Origin of the sequence: Bradyrhizobium cosmicum, from assembly GCF_032290525.1 — a bacterium.
GTDB lineage: Bacteria > Pseudomonadota > Alphaproteobacteria > Rhizobiales > Xanthobacteraceae > Bradyrhizobium > Bradyrhizobium cosmicum_A.
The window spans coordinates 212,332-231,259 of record NZ_JASXTA010000013.1 but is presented as its reverse complement, the minus strand read 5'-3'; the positions used below and the strand labels follow the sequence as shown (position 1 = coordinate 231,259).

Sequence of the window (18,928 nt, the reverse complement as noted above, 5' to 3'; positions counted from 1 at the left end):
CGAATTCCGCAGCTAGTCAGGAGAATTACAAAGCTTTTATGTCACAACTGTCGAGGCCTGCGGGTGTACTTAATCTATGCACGAGCGCGTTCTAATCTTTGCAACGCCTTCACTGCCTAACCGTGGACCAGTTCCACCGGCTCTCCTTCGAGGCGGCCTGAATCGGTTTGCAATAGGATGGGACCGGGAGATAGGCCTCCGTACCGGTCACCACGAACCTGTTTAGCTCATCGAGCTCCACCTCTTGTCTCCTCGAACAGAGCATCGAGCATTGCACGCACGTCATCCTCCACCACGTTAAGCGTCAGTGAAATTCGCAGACGAGCTGTTCCCGCCGGAACAGTTGGCGGCCGGATTGCGCGGATATCGAAGCCGCGCGCCTGCAGTCTCGATGCGAGCCGCATCGCACGCCCGTTGTCGCCCAGAATATAGGGCACGATCTGCGAGTCCGAGGGACTTCGCCCACGCCGCGCGCCGATCTCTCGATGCGTGAACGCGACCAGCTTGGCCAAACGCTGCTGTCGCTCCGGCTCCTCCCGCAGGATGATAAGTGCCTCCCGCACGGCGACGGCCATCAATGGTGAGGGCGCGGTGGCGAAGATGAATGGACGGCAGCGATTGACCATGAAGTCGCGCAGCACGCCTGACGCCGTGACCAGCGCCCCGGCCGCTCCCAGTGCTTTGCCGCAGGTATGGACAACCAAGAGGTTCTCGCGCCTTTCATAAGGCGCGGTGAGGCCTCGACCTTGTTCGCCGTAAACGCCCGTGGCATGTGCCTCATCCACCACGACAAACGCATCATATCGATCCGCCATCGCGATCAGCTCTTTGAGCGGGGCGAAATCGCCATCCATGCTGTAGAGACTTTCAACCACGATCCAGACGCGGCCCATTCCGCCCCTGGCCCGCCAGTCACAAATCGTGTTTTCGACCGCCTGCGGATCATTATGGGCGCTTAGACGAAACTCGGCCCGGCCAGCACGCGCTCCTTCATGAACGCTTGCGTGCACAAGAGAATCGAGAACAAGCAAATCGCCCAGCTGGGGCAGCGTTGTCAGAACTGCAAAATTTGCGACATAGCCGCCCGGGAAGAAAAGCGCCGCCTCCGCCCCAAAGAACTGGGCTGCGTCCGCCTCGAGACATTCGTGTTCGTCGCAATTGCCACGCAGGAGCCGCGACCCGCCGGCCCCGACCGGGGTGCCGGCCTCGAGCGCAGCCGTGATAGCCGTTTTCATGCGCGGCGCGCTCGCCAGCGCCAGATAATCGTTCGATGTGAAATCGACCCCACTGCGCGGCTTGAGGCTGCGCAGCCGGTCGTCCTCGTTCAGCGCCTGCAACGCCGCGACATAACCGGCAACTTTGACCGCAAGGCTTAACGTCACTGTTCAACTCCCAGGATCGCGCAAGAACAGTCTGTTGGCCGCCTAGAACGAGCCCAAACAACGGCCTCTTGGCTTCGACTGCAGAATGCAATTTTCTCGATCAACGAGCACAACGTGCGGCTTGAAAGTTCTTGCTTCCGTCTCGTCAAAGGAGTCATCGGCTTCCACCACATAGATCGCCAAGTGCGCCCGGTTTCGATGTTGTAGGTCTCGACGCGTTCGTGAATCAGGAGTCCTGCCGCATCAGCACACGATCATTCGAAACCGAGCCGTCACTGTCGAGATCGGCTCCACACCGGGGCGCGATTGAGTTTGCCCTTCATCAAGATAATCTGCATTGTCACTTACGCTGAAGTTTGCGGCACAGGGTGCGCGCTTGCGTCTTTCATTTCGTAAGCCCGCACCTGATCCCGAGCCGATCCAGCAAGTTCGCATCACGGCCGCGCTGCGGGTTCTTAGTCGTCAACAGCACGTCGCCGATGAAGATTGAGTTTGCGCCGGCCAGAAAGCATAGGGCCTGCAGTTCATCGCTCATGTATTGCCGTCCAGCGGACAACCGCACGACGCTCTTCGGCATCATAATCCGGGCCGTCGCTACCAGTCGCACCAGTGCGATCGGATCGGGCCGCTCTGCGGTGTCATTGACCGGCACACCTTCGACCGCGTTCCAGAGGTTAATTGGAACGCTCTCCGGGTGCTTCGGGAGATTGGCGAGCAGGACAAGCATCGCGATGCGGTCCTCGACACGCTCGCCCAAGCCGATAATGCCACCGCAGCAGACCTTGATGCCGGCAGCTCGCACATGTTCGAGAGTGTCGATCCGATCCTGCAAGGTGCGGGTGGTGATGATCTTGTCGTAGAACTCCGGTGAGCTGTCGACGTTGTGGTTGTAGAAGTCGAGCCCGGCTGAGGCGAGCCGAGCGGCCTGCCTCGACGTCAGCATGCCAAGCGTAGCGCAGGTTTGCATGCCAAGCGCCTTGACCGCAGTGATCATCTCACAGACCGAATCGACGTCGCGGTCCTTTGGGCTGCGCCACGCCGCAGCCATGCAGAAGCGAGTGGCCCCAGCATCGTTAGCGCGTTGCGCGGCGGCGGCAACATCGACGCAATCCATCATGCGGGTCGCTTTCAGGCCGGTGTGGTAATGCGCGCTTTGCGAGCAATAGCCGCAGTCTTCCGGACAACCGCCTGTCTTGATGCTGAGCAGGCTTGCAGTCTCGACGTGGTTTGGGTCGAAGTTGTCCCGATGAGCGCGCTGCGCGCGAAACATCAGCTCGGCAAACGGCAAAGCATAAAGCGCTTCCGCTTCGGCACGCGCCCAGTCACCGCGGAGCGGCGCGCTATTTCCGCCACCGTGCCGCTCCATCTTCACCGCAGCAATCATCAAACTTGCCTTAGCATTCTATCATAGATAATGAGCGAAACTATCTATGAACCGTAGATCTGGAGTGATGCTAACCCATGCGACCTGCTCATGCACCCCGTTTTGCGGTAGATAATCTATGATTATTCCCGACCCAAACGCGACGACTGCGGCGCGCATTGCCGAAGAGATCGGCAAGCGCATTATCAGCGGCGAGCTGCAGCCGGAGACCCCGCTCCGGCAGGATCATGTCGCGCGGGAATTCAATTCAAGCCACGTCCCGGTGCGCGAGGCGTTTCGGCAGCTGGAGGCCCAACATCTTGTCGTAGCACAGCCCCGTCGCGGGGTACGGGTTGCGCCGCTCGATACCAAGTCATTGAAGGAGATTGCCGAAATGCGTGCGGCGCTCGAAGTGGTCGCGTTGCGCAATGCGGCTCCAAAGCTCACCTCTCAGCATTTGGCACGGATCGAACGCGTCCTGATTGAAGGAGACGACGCCCAGACGATTGAGGAGTCTGAGATGGCCAACCGTGCGTTTCACCGCGCGCTGGTCGCGCCATGCGCGATGCCGCGCTTGCTCGCGAGTGTCGACGGATTGCAGCTTGCGAATTCTCGACTGGTGTTCGCTATGGCACGAAGCGCCGGCTGGCGCCCGCGGTCGAATCAGGATCATCGCCAGATCCTGCAGGCGCTGCGAGGGCGCAACGTCGAGCACGCCTGCAACCTGCTTGCACGCCACATCCAAACGATCGAGCGCCTTGCCCTTCCCGCGTCCGCCGCAGGATGAGATCTGGCGAGTTCGGTGCTGAGCACGACCCATCGCAACATTGGCGGCAGCCCGGTCTTGCGCGTGGCATGAGGAGTGGTTGCGCCAAGCTCCATCGCAGGCTAGTTATGCGATCAATCTAGCGATATCGCTCACTGCGGCACCCATGATTCGTCACATCGTCTTGTTTAGCGCCAAGGATCAGGCCCATGTCGACCGGATCATCGAAAGCCTAAGGGTTCTCACCACAATCCCACATGCACGCCGGCTCGAGGTCGCTCCCAACCGCAAGGCCGACCAGCTCGGCAACGACATCGATGTCGTGGTCTATGGTGAGTTCGATAACGAGACGGAGCTCGCAGCCTACAAAGCGCATGATCTCTACCAGGAATCGATCAGACGGGTACGACCACTCAGGGAGTTGCGGTTCGCGGCCGACTACGATGTACCAACAGATGAGCGTTGCGTGTCAACGGTAGCAATAAGTTCGAAGGCTCTGCGCATTGAGTCCACAGGCGAGGATTAATGTGACAGTCGATCTCAGGACTTTGCGGGCCCGAGATGAGCTCGCTCTCGGTGGGGCGGGGTCACAATCGAAAGCGCGCCTCCGAGCGCGCCGGCCGTCCGGTGACTGACGGGGCGATGAACGTCCGCGAACTGCAGTGGATCGAGCCCGTCATTGCGATGCAACGTCTGGCGCATCGATCGCACCTTACGTTTTTCGACAGCGCAGCAAGCCATCAGTTACTGGGGCGCTATTCATATCTGACCTGCGATCCTTTCAGCACTTATACGGTCGTTGACGGACAGGCGAGTTGCAATGGAGAGGCTCTCGATGACGATCCATGGGAAGCTCTTCGCACCCTGCTGGCCAGGTTTCACCAAGAGCATCGCCCCGATCTCCCGCCGTTCCAGGGAGGCGCGGCCGGCTTCTTGGGTTACGATCTGAACAGGACGCTGGAGCGATTACCGGCGCCGGCAGCTCCTGGTCAGCAGTTGCCCCAATCTATCCTGCATCTTTATGACGTGATCATCAGCTTCGATCATCGCGACGACCGATGCTGGCTCGTTTCTACTGGATGGCCGGAGCAGGATCCTGTGCGGCGAAGCGAGCGCGCACACCGGCGAGCCGATGAGTTTGCAGCCCTGCTTGCCGGCCCAAAAGCGCCGCGGAATAACTCCCTGGCCACATCGGGCAGATGGCATTCGAACTTCAGTCGTGAGGATTATATTGCGGCGGTACAGCGTGTTATCGATTTGATTCTGGCCGGCGACGTCTTCCAAGCCAACATTGCGCAGCGCTTCAGCGCTGAGATCTCGACTTCATTCGATCCCATCTCTTTCTACTGCCGGCTGCGATCATTAAACCCAGCCCCCTTTGCAGCCTTGCTGCGCTACGGCAGGCTCACCATTGCGTCGAGCTCGCCGGAACGGCTTCTGAAGCTTGACGGACGGCAGGCCGAAACGCGACCCATCAAAGGTACGATCGCGCGGTCCGCGGATTCCAAGGAAGACCAGCGCCGCGCTCATATGCTAGTCGCATCCGAAAAAGACCGCGCAGAGAACACTATGATCGTCGACCTGTTGCGGAACGATTTATCCCGCGTTTGCACTGTGGATTCGATCGGTGTTCCAGCCTTGTGCAAGCTCGAATCGTATGCCTCAGTGCACCACCTCGTGTCAGTCGTCACGGGTGAACTTGCAGAGCTCCAAGACGCCGTTTCCTTACTTCGAGCTTGCTTTCCCGGCGGCTCCATTACAGGGGCACCGAAGGTCCGCGCGATGGAAATTATTACGGAGATCGAGGGTGTGGCGCGAGAGGTCTATTGCGGGGCGATCGGCTTCATCGGTTTCGACGGACACATGGATACGAACATTGCGATCCGCACTGTCACGATCAATCGCGGGTCAGCGGTGTTTCACGCCGGTAGCGGTATAACCGCGATGTCGGAGCCAGAGGCCGAATACGAGGAGACGCTCGCCAAGGCGCGGCGCATCTTTGATGCATTTGGTGCTGAAACGCCCGGTGCATTGTGATCGTCATCATTGACAATTACGACTCCTTCGTCTTCAACATCGCGCGCTATTTCCGCGGGCTCGGGCAAGCAACGGAGGTGTTCCGAAACGACGCGGTCCGCGTAAGCGACCTTGTTGGCCTCAAGCCGCGCGCAATCGTTATCTCCCCCGGCCCATGCACTCCTATGGAAGCCGGAATATCTACCGCCGTCATTCGCGAACTTTCCGGGCGGCTCCCAATTCTGGGCATCTGCCTCGGACACCAATGTATTGGCAGCGTTTTCGGCGGACGCGTCGCGCGTGCACGTCGCCCTTTGCACGGCCGGTCCTCGTACGTAACGCATGACGGCCTTGGACTATTCAAGGACCTCCCGTTTCCACTTTGCGTCGGGCGCTACCATTCTCTCGTTGTCGAGCTCGATGAGGCCTGCGCGCCGCAGCTCACGGTGGTCGCGCGTTCGGACGAAGGCGAGATCATGGCCATTGCACATCGCTATCAACCAACCTATGGCGTGCAGTTCCATCCGGAATCGATACTTACACAGCAAGGGCACGTCTTGCTCATGAACTTTCTGCGACTTGCAGAGACTTCCTGAGCGTGGCGATCGGATAGCAGGAACGATCGTTCCTTGCTCGTGGTGAGGTCCTCACTGGGATGAGGCGGCACGAAATGGAGGAAGCCGCTGGCCCGTGGCAGTGGAGACGCCAGGGATAGCCGGATCGCATTAGCGGCATCGTCGGAACGGCCGCGGACGCGCTGATCAACTAGCCTCGGGTGGAAGTTGTACTTGCCCCCGGCGACGGGATCGCCGCGGAAAACGGCAAGCGCCGGCTACATCTTGACTAGCGATTTCGTGCGGCAGGCGAGCAACTATGAACCTGCCCCGAAAGAGATGGATGAACGCGTTCAGCGGTTCAGGATCACATTGTCGATGAGCCGGGTCCGGCCGACATACCCTGCGACGCAAATAGCGGCGGGGCCAGTGAGGGGACTTGCGGCTGACCTGAGTGTATGGGCATGGACAATTTCCAGGTACTGCAGGTGATCGATTGACAGCAGATGCCACTCGGCAGTCCGTACCAGTTTCTCGGGGTCACGCTCACCTGCCCGAAATGCCGCCTGAGCTGCGAGCAGGGCTCGGTTGATTGCAAGGGCGCGTTGACGTTCCTCAGCGTTGAGATAGCGATTCCGACTGCTCATTGCGAGCCCGTCTTGTTCTCGAACTGTTGGCACGATGACGATCTCGATCGGAAGATCGAGATCAACTGTCATCCGACGAACGACCGCACATTGCTGCAGATCTTTCTGCCCGAAGAAGGCGACGTTGGGCTGCACCATGTTGAATAGCTTGCAGACGACAGTCGCGACACCACGAAAGTGCCCAGGCCTGAAGGCTCCGCATAATGGCCGCGCCAATTCGCCCGGTTCAACGAAGGTGTCAAACTCAGGTGGATAGACCTCCCGTGCATCCGGGGCGAAGAGGAAATCTGTCCCGGCCTCTGAGCACAGCCTTTGGTCCCGGGAGAAATCACGCGGGTAGACACTTAGATCCTCGTTTGGCCCGAACTGAGTGGGATTGACGAAGATGCTCACCACAGTCACGGCACACCGAGCCCGGCTCGCCTTAACCAGGGCCAGGTGACCCTCATGCAGGTAACCCATCGTCGGGACGAATCCGATGCGTCTGTCGTTCTTGCGGGAGTCTGCGAGAGCGCGGCGGAGCTCAGCGGCCGTTGTGATTGTCTGCATGTTCTGAACCATCAGGGAGAGATCGAGGCGCCCAATTTGCGATCACGCCGCAAAGACCTTCAGGCAGCTGATAAGCCTCCTGTGGTCCCGGAAAAGTGCCGAGACGAACGTCAGCAGCCCAGCGCGATAGCGCCTCCTGCATGACTTGAAAACCGTCTGCATACGCGCGAACGAATTTCGGCCGGCGGCCCTCGGCCAATCCGAGCACATCATGCAAGACGAGCACTTGCCCTGAACATCCGGGACCGGCGCCGATTCCGATGGTTGGTATGGCTAGCGACTCGGCCGCCCGCGCGGCAAGTTCGGCCGGGATTCCCTCCAGGACGAGAGCGAAACATCCGGCTTCCTGCAGACGGTGCGCGTCATCAAGCAGGCGCAATGCATCATCCGCGTTCCGGCCCTGCACCTTGAATCCGCCCATGACGTTGACACTTTGCGGTGTCAGGCCAAGATGGCCCATAACAGGGATCTCACAACGGACCAAGGCGCGAACCATGCCGACACGGCTGGCACCTCCCTCGAGTTTCACGGCATCGGCACCGCGCTGCAGAAAGCCCCCGGCATTGCGGATTGTCTCCTCGGCGCTGAGGTGAAAGCTAAGAAAGGGCATATCGGCTATCAGGAGAGCACGGGGCCCGGTGCGCGCGACCGCCTCTAAGTGATGGTTCATCATCGCCATGGTGACCGGAAGGGTGCTGTCAAATCCGAGACAGACATTCCCGACACTGTCGCCCACAAGAATAATGTCCACGATCGGATCGGCGATGCGGCGGTAATTGCGTCGTAGGCAGTTGTCATTGTGATGCGACGCCCTTCCCGCCTCCATTTCTGCAGGGCGGGAATAGTAACGCGCTCGATAGGCGCTTTCAAAACGTCGCTCATTTTCGATCCTGATCCATCCTGCCCGGGCACTGCTGCCGGATTCCACGGTCGGCGTTTGCTACTAGCGGCGCGAGAAAGCGGTCAATACTGGCGCGAAGAAAGCAACGTTCCTCTCCAAACGTTAGGTGCGGCACGCCAGAACTTCTCATGATCGCGCGATCATTGGGTCAAGACGTCTCCGTCTGGCCCCGGGTATCTGCGTCGCCATGTGCCCGAACCCACCTGCTGCCTCCATCGATTTCGGCAAGGATAAACCGATGCGGATATGGGGGGCGTAAGGCCCCGCACAATCCGATCTGGCGAGAGGCTTCCCAGGCGTGGACGAGTTCGCTATCCCCCCTTCAGCTCCGGCCTGAACCGCTTCCACAGCGCGCCGGCGAGACCGGCGAGCGCGGAGAATTTTGTCTTGCTCCGGTCTCGGCTCGTGCCTTTCAGGAGCCGAAGGTTCAGCGGCAATACCTTCTCGTCTCTTCAGCCAGCGCATCCAGCATCGATGTCGCGTCCCTCTCGTTGACGTTCAGCGTCAGCGAAATTCGCAGACGGGCCGTACCCGCCGGCACCATTGGCGGCCGAATCCCGCGAACATCGAAGCCTCGCTTCCGCATGGCGGAGGCGAGCCCGTTCGTATGTGCATTATCGCCCACAATGTAGGGTATGATCTGTGAGTTAGATGAGCGTGGGAGGCCACGCGCTTTCATCTCGCGATGCGTGAATGAGATCAGCTTTTCGAGACGTTCCCGGCGCTCAGGTTCTTGCTGTAGGATTAATAAAGCCTCCCGGACAGCAACAGCGATTAGCGGTGATGGTGCGGTAGCGTACATGAACGGGCGACAGCGGTTGATGATGAAGCCGCAAACTGCGCTGGACGCAGTAACGAGTGCCCCCGTGGCCCCGAGCGCCTTTCCGCACGTATGAATGACAACTACATTGTCACGCCCCGCGTAGGGCGCGGCGAGCCCTCGTCCCTGCTCACCGTACACGCCCGTAGCGTGGCCCTCGCAAAGCATCAGGAACGCGCCGTACAGGGCCGCCAATGCGACGAGCTCTTCCAGCGGAGCGAAATCGCCATCCATCCCGTAGAGGCTCTCGGTCACGATCCACACGCGCCCCATTCCGCCTTGAGCCCTCCAGTCACGGATTGTATTTTCCACCGAGTGGGGATCGTTGTGGGCGCTTATCCGAAAGTCGGCCCGGCCCGCTCGCGTCCCGTCATGGATACTCGCATGAACGAGCGAATCGACAACAACTAGATCGCCTCGCTGCGGCAGGGTTGTCAAAACCGAGAAATTGGCGGCATAACCACCGTCGAAAAAAAGGGCCCTCTCTGCTCCAAAGAACTGAGCCGCTTCCGCCTCGAGCCGCTCGTGTTCCTGGCAATTGCCCCGCAGGAGCCGCGGGCCGCCCGCCCCGATTGGGGTGCCGGCCTCTATCGCACGGGAGACAGCCTGTCTCATGCGTGGCGCACTCGCGAGCGCCAGGTAATCGTAAGATGCGAAATCAATTCCTGTGCACGGCTCAGGGCCCCGCGGCCCGCTGTTTTCCTCCCGGGTATGCAAAGCAGGCCCACAGTCGGCCTTCTTGGCGGAACGCCTCGAATCCACTCGTTCGCTCACGACTGAACCAGCGATCTCAAAGCAAGCCTTATCTCTCCGTCTTGAGCAAAAGGGGCTAGCATTCGCAGCCCGCGTTCCAGCCTTGCACGATACGATTGTTGCGGTCGACCCGCACAACGCGCGATCTGAAAAGCTTCGCTTCTGCTTCGTCAGATGAGGCATATGCAACGATGCTAATTTTGTCGCCGGGCATTGCCAATCGGGCCGTTGCACCAGTCAGGTCGATGGCGCCGGACTCTGGAGGCGCTTCAATGATGTACGTAGAAAATCGCGCCCCGTTATCGAGATTGTAGATCTCGACGCGTTCGTTGATCAAGAATCCCGCCGCATCGAGCAACGCACGATCAACGGATATCGATCCTCCCCCGTTCAGATCGGTTTCAGTTACCGAAGCTCGATCAATTTTGCCTTTCATAAAAGTGATTCTCATTTTCCGTCCAGCTCAAGGAGTCGCGGCAATGCCGATCCAATTAGGTGTCATCCGAGGCCGAGCCAAATCGAGTCATAAAGCGGCTTGGGCGTTGATCAGCGATTGTTGCGTGCAGACAAACCAAATCACCCGTGGCCCTCGTAAGGCCACACCGATGTGATGTGCGAGCCGTAGCCGCAAGTTTCCGGAAAGCCGCTAGACTTGATAAGCTGGTTTGCGAGTTGTACACGGCTCGCATCGAAGCTCTCGCGGTGGACCGCGCTTGAAGTCAGCCCCACCAAACAGGTCATGCAAGGCGCGGGCCTCGGCACGACGCCGTTCTCCGCGAAAAGGTGCGCTCTTCCGGAGGTCGTTCGCTTCCGCGCCAGTCTGCATTGGACGCACCGTTGATCACATCATCTTGCAGGGCGCCGCCCACGCCTGAAACTGTACGTCCCTCCCGGAGCAGAAAATCGCCTACTTCTGCTCGAGTGCGCACATATCAAGCGGCTATTCCTGCATCAACGCAGGTCTTCCTCGCAGAAGCCGATGCCGTGGTGGTTCGTAAGCTCGGCATAGCGAGTTGCTCCCGCTCGGAGCCCCCTTAGGGCGCCTCGCACATGCCCCCGCGCGCCCGCGAAGGCCGCCGTAACCGGCCGGCTGCCAAGGACATCGATGCGCGTTGGACAACGAATAACAAATGGCGGCTTACAATGCACGTCACGGGTACGAACAGGCCGTGGGCGGCAGCGGGACCGCGCTCTTCATACGTAGTCTCAAATCCGATCGGCAACTTGCGAGCAGGCGGCGAGCTATGATGAAACTTGTTGAAGTCGATCCTTTTGGTCCTCGCACAGTTCTGTCGGTCGGGCTGACGCTTCCGATCGTCACGATCAGGACGGATTGAATAAGAACGGCCCGAGGCCAGCTTAAGAAGGATGCGAGCGGGTCGCTTTCCCGCAATTGATGCAGCTTGTGAATTTGACCGTCTGCCGAACCGATCGAAGATGCCGCCGAGGGCCGCAACTCGACGCGCAGGCATCACCCGCCGGCTGGCCCGGACAGGCGGGGCTTCATCGAGAAGCGGGGCCTCCGACTTGTCGGAGATTTCAGAGAAGGCGTGACATCGCCGGCATAGCGGCTAGTCTACAAAAAGCACGCCGCCGCGATGCTTCTCTGCATTCCTGAAAGTCGAAACCGTGTTGCTTCTCAACCATAGCATTGGGCACCGCCATTGGATGTCTCGGATGCCAATCTGCTAAGTTGCGAAGCCGCGCGCGAAGTGGAGCGGTTTCTTAGACGCCGCGATGGTTACAAGGTGACGCCGCTGATTTCCCTACCGTGCCTTGCTCGCGAGATCGGGGTGGGCGCGATCCAGCTGAAGGACGAGGGTCATCGATTCGGACTTGGCAGTTTCAAGGCGTTAGGAGGGTCCTATGCCGTGATCCGCCTTGTGTTAGAGGAAGCAACTCGGCGTTTCGGCCGAACTATCGACATCGCCGAGATTCACAGACCTGAGGTGAAGGCGCTAGCAGAGGCGGTCACGGTGTCCTGCGCAACGGATGGCAACCATGGTAGGTCAGTAGCGCAGGGCGCCCACCTCGTTGGGGCGAACTGCGCCATATTCGTTCACTCGGGCGTCAGTGAGGAGCGTATTGCCGCCATCGCCCGGTTTGGCGCGCGGATACTCCGCGTCGATGGCAACTATGATGACTCCGTGGCCGAAGCTGCGCGAGTTGCCGCGAACAATGGTTGGACGACCGTATCCGATACGTCCTGGCCAGGCTACGAGCGTATCCCCGGTTTGGTGATGCAGGGGTACACGGCTCTCGTGAGCGAAGCCTTAAGGCAGTTGCCCGAGCCTCCGACCCACGTCTTTGTCCAGGCAGGCGTTGGTGGAGTGGCCGCAGTCCTCGCCGGACACTTATCGGCTTTATTGGGGGACTATCGTCCGTTTCTTCACGGTCGTCGAACCCTCACGCGCAGCGTGCCTTTTTGAAAGCGCTCGAGCCGAACATTCGGTTAAGATTGCTCATGGGCAGCCGACCGTAATGGCGATGCTCGAATGCTACGAGCCTTCGCTCATTGCTTGGCGCATCCTTTCGCGCGCGGCCGACGCGTTTATGACTGTCGATGACCAGGACGCAATCAGCGCTATGAATCTTTTGGCCAATCCTGAGGACAGCGACCCCGCTGTCGTTGCGGGTGAAAGTGGCGGGGTTGGTCTGGCGGGGTTGCTGCGGGTTGCTGCCACACCGCGGGCGGCGCTTGCAGCGCTTTCGGACGACCGGTTTGCGCGGCCTTAGACTGGGTATATCGGGGAAGTTACAGGACAATTCGGTCGTGAGACGCGACCATAAATGTGCGTTTACAGAAATGGCATCAGGAGCGACGAGCTCACTTCACGTGAAGACGAGGGCGAGCAGACTGGAGCAGAGCAGCGCAACTCCAACTGCCGACAGGGCCAGGAAGCTGCCGGAGACAAGATCAAGAGTGCCCATGATGACCTCAATTCCGGCGAGGAGTAGAGAGCAAAGGCCGCTCCGCTCGTCGGTCAATTACCAAAGAATAGATCAATGCAGTGCATAATTGCTGCTGCTGTATCGGGCGGAACGCTCGTTTTCAGCGCGAGCAGGCGGCAGTTCGCGGCGTTTCGGCGGGGACTCTCGTTTCGGCCATGCCAGCTTCTGGAGCAATTGTGCTGCATGCGTTATCTCGTCAGATGGACTCTGCGCCAGCTGTTAATGTAGCTCAGTTGGCGTTACCTCAGTGCAGAGAGATAGGAGAACTCTCGCCGACATCATTGTAATTAAGGGCCCCGTTCCGCGACAGTGGTCCCGACGAGGAATGAAAGCTATATTTCATCAGCGGAGGCTGGCCCTTGGTGTCGTCCGGCCGCGGCCGCAACTGTCAGGCTGATATTGGGTTGCAATGATGCGCGCCTGGCACGGCCCGTTGATCGGACTGCAGGCATATCCGCCGGGTAACTACACCGACGTGCTTGATACCGCTTCCGACGGTGGAAGCACCTCGATAGAGCGGTTGCAATCGCCGTCTCGCCGAACGACACGTCACGGGACGGAGTAAACGCTCATCGCTCGTGCGTGCCACCAGGAAACCGGCGAAACGACACACGCCGCCTGTGGAGATCGAGGGTGACGTTTCAGGGATGAAAGGCGAGCCTTCTCAGTTCTCTTCACCCCTTCGCACACGAGGTGCCACGGGTCGGCTGGGGGCCAGCGATTGCATCGGCCTTGCCGTCGACTCCGCAGCGACGGAGCGTGCTTCGATAAAGTCGAGAATGGCGCGTCCTTTTGTCGTAATGCGCCAGCCACCCTCAATCCGCTGAACGAGTTGTTGCGAAAAGACATTTAGCTCCGCACGCAAGCTCCCAACCTCTTGGTGCGCTCGGCCCACTCCGGTCCGCAGGTCGCTAGGATCCCCATATCCCGCTTTAGGTCGGCCATTGAGGCGAAACCGTCTGGATAGCTCACCAGGATCTTGAGGACTGTATCTGGAAATTCACCTGACTGACAAATCACTACTTGGTCGCGGAGCTAGCGCCACATCGTGGGCGCCTTCGAAAGAGCTTCGCGCCCTACCTCTTCGAGGCGTTCCTTCGAACTCTCGCCGTTGCTGGCTGCCTCCAGAATCTTTGAGGCCAGATGGGCTCGGACACCGGTTGCGCATGGCGGGAGGCTTTTGCATACCTCGTCAAGCACCCTCCGCACGAGGGCGGCAGTCCTGGCATCCAACATCCGAGCCCTCGCGCATCCCGCTCCTGAGAGAAGATAATGCGGATTTCCGATTCGGAAATTGAAATGTGTTAAAATTAGCGGAGAAGCGCGCTTGCGATGTCGATGGTCGCTAACGCCAAGTGCGGAGCGTTGCCCAGACGGCCCGGCTAAGGGAGCTTCGGAAACACCCAGCAAACTGCTGTGGATACGTAGTTCAGCGCGCCGAATGGGGAGCAGGGATCGGGTGCATTGTTCAACACGACCCTGCTCCCAGACTGAATAGCGTTAATAGACATTGAGACTGAACCTCCTCGATGTCACCGCCCCATAGTGGTTTTGCATCGCTTGGCACAGCCCTCGCCTCGCCTTAAATTTATCGCCAAACGTAATGCACTATTGCTGCTATTCTCGTGAGAGCGTGCATTTTTTCGTCCGGACCAGGACCAACCTCGCCGTCTTACCGCAAGAAGAGATGATATCGAGTTGGAGCTTTTCCAGCCGACGACAGCAGGACCTATCTCAGTTCGGTCGGACTTGGCTTTGGGGGACCCGATGTGAACTGTTCTATATTCAATGTAGTGCTTTGAGGAAAATGCGCGGTATCTCACCTGTCTTTGGGGCGCCAGTTCGTATGGCGGCACCGGTCAGTGTCTCGTGGCTTTGCAGGCCGCTCAACATCTTCGGTGTAAGCGGGTCTACGTGCCTCAATCGAGACTGCCGCTGCGGTAGCGAATGTCGTACCCGATTGTTGGAAGCATTGACGTCGTTCACAGACAATGCCGTCGGGTCTTTGGGTCGTGCATCCCGGAGAAAACTTCGGAAGGTCTCTTATAAAGCGGCGATACCGATCGCTTCTTGATTGTAACAGGCGTTCAAACGCCGGAGCGGCGACCTACCCGATCATGGCAAGATGTGGAGCAGCTTGATGGAACGTTTCAGGGGCAAGGTCGCAGTTGTAACCGGCGGCGGCGGTGGAATCGGAGCCGCCGTCTCTAGGCGATTGGCTCGTGAAGGTGCGGCGGTGGTCGCTGCCGACATGTCCGCTCCAGCTTTGCAGTCAGTCGTTGCCGACATTGTTGCTGGTGGCGGAGCGGCGGAAGCTGCCATCATCGATCTTCGTGATGAGAGCGCGAGCCGCCTCATGATTGAAGGCATCCTCACAAGACATCAGCGCATTGATGTGTTGGTAAACAACGCCGGCATTTTCCGCGGTGGCAACCTACTGTCTTTGTCGGAGGATGATTGGCGGCTGAGTTTTTCAGTCAATCTCGATGCAATATTCCATCTTTGCCGAGCCGTTCTGCCGGGGATGATCGAGCGCCGCGCGGGGGCGATCGTCAATATCTCGTCGCAATGGGCTCTAAGCCCCGCCCCCAACTCCATCGCCTATAACGTGACCAAAGCAGCAGTTGCATCGTTTACCCAGAACCTTGCCAGGGACTATGCGCCTGACGGGATACGCGTCAATGCAGTCTGCCCCGGTGAGATTCATACCCCTATGCTAGAGGAGGGTCTAAAGCGAGCGGGCCGAACGGTAGAACAACTAAATAAATTAGTCCCATTTGGGCGAATTGGTACTTCGGAGGAAGTGGCGGCGCTTGTGGCGTTTCTGGCCTCGAACGAAGCACCCTTTATGTGCGGGTCGTTGGTCGAGATCACTGGTGCACAGGCAGTTGCCTGACCAACAGCGAATGGTAGGCAGGTGGCGATGACCATGTCGCGGGCATGCCGCCAGCCACCGAGAGGATCTGGCGTCAGTCTCACCCCGAGCGCTCACGGGAGCCTTGTGCATATAGAAGGAGGTTGGACGTGATAAAAAATCCGATTCCTTGGCCGAACGGCGCACGGTGCGCAGTGGCCTTCACATGGGACGTCGACGCAGACAGCGCCGTTCACGCTGCCCGCCCAGACAGCGCCGACAACCATGTCGCGACACTCTCCTTTATGCGGTACGACCCGGAAATTGCCGTTCCTCGGATTATCGATTTGTTCAGGCGCTATAACATCCCCCTGACGTTCTTCGTACCTGGTTGGACGATAGAAAACTACCCGGCCGCAGTGGATCTCATGCTCAAGAATTCGCATGAGATTGCTCATCACGGCTACCTCCACCACGACAATAACGCGATGTCGCGTCAGCAGGAAATGGAGGTACTTTGGCAGGGCATTGAGATAATCACTCGCGTGTCAGGTCGCAGACCGCTCGGCTATAGAACACCAATGATATCTTCGAATGGTGTTTCGAGGCATACGATCGACCTTCTGATCGAGCAAGGCTTTCTATATGACACGTCGTTGTACGGCGATGATATTCCTTACGTGCTTCACAACGACAAGGGATCCGTAATTGAGATACCTTGCATCCAAGGATTAGGAGATTGGTATCACTACATGAGTTGGTGCGATTTTGGCTATAGTGCAGCCATCAAATCTCCCATGCATGCAGCTGACGTCTTCAAGGCAGAATTTGATGCCGCGTGGGAATACAAGGGAATGTGGATGTGTGTGTGGCATCCGTCCGTGAGCGGGCGACTGGCGCGATGTACAGCCATTGAGCCGTTGATCAAGTACATGATTGAAAAAGGCGATGTCTGGTTTGCGTCCATGTCTGAGATCGCTTTGCACGTCAGAGAGGTCATATCGTCCGGCACGTGGAGACCACGCATCGATCAGGTTCCCTATTACGCCAGCCCCGCCCCGGACGCCGCCGCCAGGGAACGCTAGCGCTTGCGACAGCGCCAGCCCTGTAGCGAGCAATTCGGGCCTTCTGAGCGCCGTCGCCTGTTCTGAGAGTCAACCTCAAAGCGACGTAATGCTAACGCGTGGCCCGTCTCAACGCGTAATCGGGCGCAAGTCGCGGCTTCCGACCTTGAGCTGCTCGCCCCCTCGCTGCTTGGGGTTTTTGCGCCTTGACGCGCGTGAGACAAGGAGGGGAACCGAGGCTGCGCGCATCACGACCGCCCGCTGTGGAGTGATCATTGGTAGACTGTGTGAGGCGATTATCCCAGATCGCAACATCGCCGTCCCTCCACTTCCAGCGCACGCTGTTATGCGGCGCCCTGATGTACGAATGGAACAGGTCAAGCAGCTTTTGACCAGTATGTGTCTGCAGGCCAACAAAACTGCACACGGAACTGCCAAGCATGAGCATGCGCTCGCCGGTTTGCGGATGAGTGAGAACCACCGGAAGCGTCGTTTCGTAGATCGTTCCGGTGAGCATCTCCTCGAATTGCGCTTCTTTCACCTCGGTTGAATGCTCTTCCAAGCCGTGTCGATCGCCGTTGGCGTGAACTGCCCAGAGTTCGTCAGCGAGCATGCGCATCGATAGCGGAAGATCGTCATAAGCGGCCGCCTTATTCGACCAAACCATGGCACCGCCATAAGGCGTAGCCATTACGGCGCGCAGCACAGCGATATTTCGTACTTCGTCAGATCTGACATCCGCACGCCCTTGGGTGCTGCGACCAATGTCGTTCGAAGATGGCGCCAGAATGCAAGGTGTTTGGTCGGCCGCACTGAGTTGAGGGCGCGAGATCAGCCTATCTAATCGAACAGAAAGGCGCTCCTGTTCGGCATCATCAAAATGGTGTTGATCACGGAAGAAGATCACCTTGTGCTCCAGTATAGACCGGCCGATCGCCCGCAACACATCGTCAGACAAGTCTCCCGATAGCCTGATATTGCAAACCTCGGCGCCAAGTCGCGCTGCGCGGTTGATGGCGACTGGCCCCGGTGTGACACTATCTATGTTCGTCGTACTGCTCATGGCTGCCTTCTAAAGCGCGACCTTAGAACGAAGCTCCACCATTCGCCTGCCGCGGGAGCGAGGACGGAGAATATGCACGGTCAGCAGAGTCTCGGCCGCAGATTGTCGTTGAATGACCTCGCGTTGACATCCGAAAATGTAAGCGCAAACGATGCGCGGTCAATGAAACGAAATCGGCGTTATTCTTGGCTCCGAGTAACAATTGCATTGCGTTCGAGGGAGTTGCTGGAATATGCGCACGATAGCGCTGAGCCGATCTTCACACGCTCGCAACACAGCGGGCTACTCGACACCGCGCGAAGCGTTACGCCTGCCAAGGATGTGTGCGCATATCATTCATCGACGATCCGTCTCCAGGAATTTGCTGTCGTTCCGCGCACTGCCGCCCGCTTAGGCGTCCGCTACTGAATAGAGCCTGACGCAATTTAACTGACATTCCATGCTGTCCGCCGTGTCAAAGATTCGATTTACCGAAGCTCAGTATCGACGAACTTTTACGGCGTCATGACGAGCGCGCAAAAGCGGTGGCGGATCACTAGAAGGTTACATCGGAGCTAGTGAGATCTGCCGAAACGAGCTCGGTTCAGGCTAACAAATGCGACCCGCCTAGCAAGGAACTGCGAGAAGTGGCAGCCGGAGTGAGTATTGTTTTGTGCGCTAGCTCACGATCCACGCGCGCATGACGCATCAGGACTCAAAGCCATGCGGCATCATTGAACTCGCCAACATAGGCTCAGCTGCTTGGAAGATCTTGCAGACTTGGCATGGGCCTCGGCTCCGCAGTAGGAACGGCCGAGGGTCCGGCGCGAAACGCGCAATGAGGTCGCATGGCAGCGGTATCACTAAGGAAAGTTGCCGACGACTGTTGGCGCGGCTCATGGTCGCAATTCATACTGCGATCTATCGCAGTTGAATCATGCAATCTGTCGCGCTTCAGCGCTCCGTTTACCCTTAAGCAATCTGATCGATGGATATCATTCTGCCGATCCTGCTCCGAGTAGACGGCCGCGTCTTCGCTGCCCGGCTCGAAAATGGTCTTTTCACCGTCACAACCGGCTCAGCGGCTGAAATCCGGCGACGACCGCCTCTAAATGCGGGATTTAAGCGTGAGCGAGGAAATGATTGCACTATATGGTACCGAGACATCGTTACTGTCCAGATGGACCAGGAGGATTGCGGTTTCGCGCGCCTCGGCCAGCGGGTAAAGGGCAGGAGATAGGCGAGAAGCGGCAGGCGGCTAGGCC

12 protein-coding genes and 3 pseudogenes are annotated in these 18,928 nt (G+C 58.6%); 7 read left to right on the top strand and 8 right to left on the bottom strand.

Annotated elements, in window-relative coordinates:
• Positions 1–227 precede the first annotated feature (227 nt).
• Complete coding sequence (locus QSV46_RS23740; protein ID WP_314957369.1) at positions 228–1,382, bottom strand: 8-amino-7-oxononanoate synthase; 1,155 nt, start codon at positions 1,380–1,382, stop codon at positions 228–230.
• 385 nt (positions 1,383–1,767) lie between these two features.
• Entirely contained in the window at positions 1,768–2,766 is a 999-nt protein-coding gene (bioB, locus tag QSV46_RS23735) for a biotin synthase BioB (protein ID WP_314957367.1), read from the bottom strand.
• A 118-nt stretch (positions 2,767–2,884) separates the two neighbouring features.
• Between bioB and QSV46_RS23730 the strand changes: the two genes are divergently transcribed.
• From QSV46_RS23730 to QSV46_RS23715, 4 genes are all read left to right on the top strand, one after another.
• Complete coding sequence (locus QSV46_RS23730) at positions 2,885–3,532, top strand: GntR family transcriptional regulator (RefSeq protein WP_314957364.1); 648 nt, start codon at positions 2,885–2,887, stop codon at positions 3,530–3,532.
• Positions 3,533–3,677: 145 nt separating this feature from the next.
• Positions 3,678–4,037 carry a Dabb family protein gene (locus QSV46_RS23725; protein WP_314957362.1) on the top strand — a complete coding sequence of 120 codons (360 nt, stop codon included), beginning with the start codon at positions 3,678–3,680 and terminating at the stop codon, positions 4,035–4,037.
• 116 nt (positions 4,038–4,153) lie between these two features.
• The gene (gene pabB, locus QSV46_RS23720) at positions 4,154–5,548 is read left to right on the top strand and encodes an aminodeoxychorismate synthase component I (RefSeq protein WP_314957359.1); all 1,395 of its coding nucleotides are present in this window, start codon (positions 4,154–4,156) and stop codon (positions 5,546–5,548) included.
• Positions 5,545–6,123, top strand: coding sequence for an aminodeoxychorismate/anthranilate synthase component II (locus QSV46_RS23715; protein ID WP_314957354.1), 579 nt, complete (start codon positions 5,545–5,547; stop codon positions 6,121–6,123). Before pabB ends, QSV46_RS23715 begins: the two co-directional genes overlap by 4 nt.
• Positions 6,124–6,434: 311 nt before the next feature.
• On the opposite strand, the gene panC is transcribed toward QSV46_RS23715, so the two are convergent.
• The 4 genes and pseudogenes from panC to panD form a co-directional block, all read right to left on the bottom strand.
• The gene (gene panC, locus QSV46_RS23710) at positions 6,435–7,277 is read right to left on the bottom strand and encodes a pantoate--beta-alanine ligase (protein ID WP_314957352.1); all 843 of its coding nucleotides are present in this window, start codon (positions 7,275–7,277) and stop codon (positions 6,435–6,437) included.
• Positions 7,252–8,159: pseudogene (gene panB, locus QSV46_RS23705) on the bottom strand (3-methyl-2-oxobutanoate hydroxymethyltransferase). The gene panC and the pseudogene panB overlap by 26 nt, the downstream one beginning before the upstream one ends.
• Positions 8,160–8,605: 446 nt before the next feature.
• Entirely contained in the window at positions 8,606–9,715 is a 1,110-nt protein-coding gene (locus QSV46_RS23700; protein WP_314957428.1) for an 8-amino-7-oxononanoate synthase, read from the bottom strand.
• A 112-nt stretch (positions 9,716–9,827) separates the two neighbouring features.
• On the bottom strand, positions 9,828–10,202 hold the full coding sequence (panD, locus tag QSV46_RS23695) for an aspartate 1-decarboxylase (RefSeq protein ID WP_314957350.1): 375 nt from the start codon (positions 10,200–10,202) through the stop codon (positions 9,828–9,830).
• 1,213 nt (positions 10,203–11,415) lie between these two features.
• Between panD and QSV46_RS23690 the strand changes: the two are divergent.
• Positions 11,416–12,487: pseudogene (locus QSV46_RS23690) on the top strand (diaminopropionate ammonia-lyase).
• An 880-nt stretch (positions 12,488–13,367) separates the two neighbouring features.
• Here QSV46_RS23690 and QSV46_RS23685 read toward each other — a convergent pair.
• Positions 13,368–13,648: pseudogene (locus QSV46_RS23685) on the bottom strand (hypothetical protein).
• A 1,195-nt stretch (positions 13,649–14,843) separates the two neighbouring features.
• Here QSV46_RS23685 and QSV46_RS23680 point away from each other — a divergent pair.
• Together QSV46_RS23680 and QSV46_RS23675 are read left to right on the top strand one after the other, a co-directional pair.
• On the top strand, positions 14,844–15,599 hold the full coding sequence (locus QSV46_RS23680) for an SDR family oxidoreductase (RefSeq protein ID WP_314957348.1): 756 nt from the start codon (positions 14,844–14,846) through the stop codon (positions 15,597–15,599).
• Positions 15,600–15,727: 128 nt separating this feature from the next.
• Positions 15,728–16,642 (top strand): polysaccharide deacetylase, encoded by a 915-nt coding sequence (locus QSV46_RS23675; protein WP_314957345.1) that lies wholly within the window; start codon positions 15,728–15,730, stop codon positions 16,640–16,642.
• Positions 16,643–16,733: 91 nt separating this feature from the next.
• Here the strand turns inward: QSV46_RS23675 and QSV46_RS23670 are convergent, their stop codons facing one another.
• Positions 16,734–17,684, bottom strand: coding sequence for a TauD/TfdA dioxygenase family protein (locus tag QSV46_RS23670; RefSeq protein ID WP_314957342.1), 951 nt, complete (start codon positions 17,682–17,684; stop codon positions 16,734–16,736).
• Positions 17,685–18,928: the final 1,244 nt, after the last annotated feature.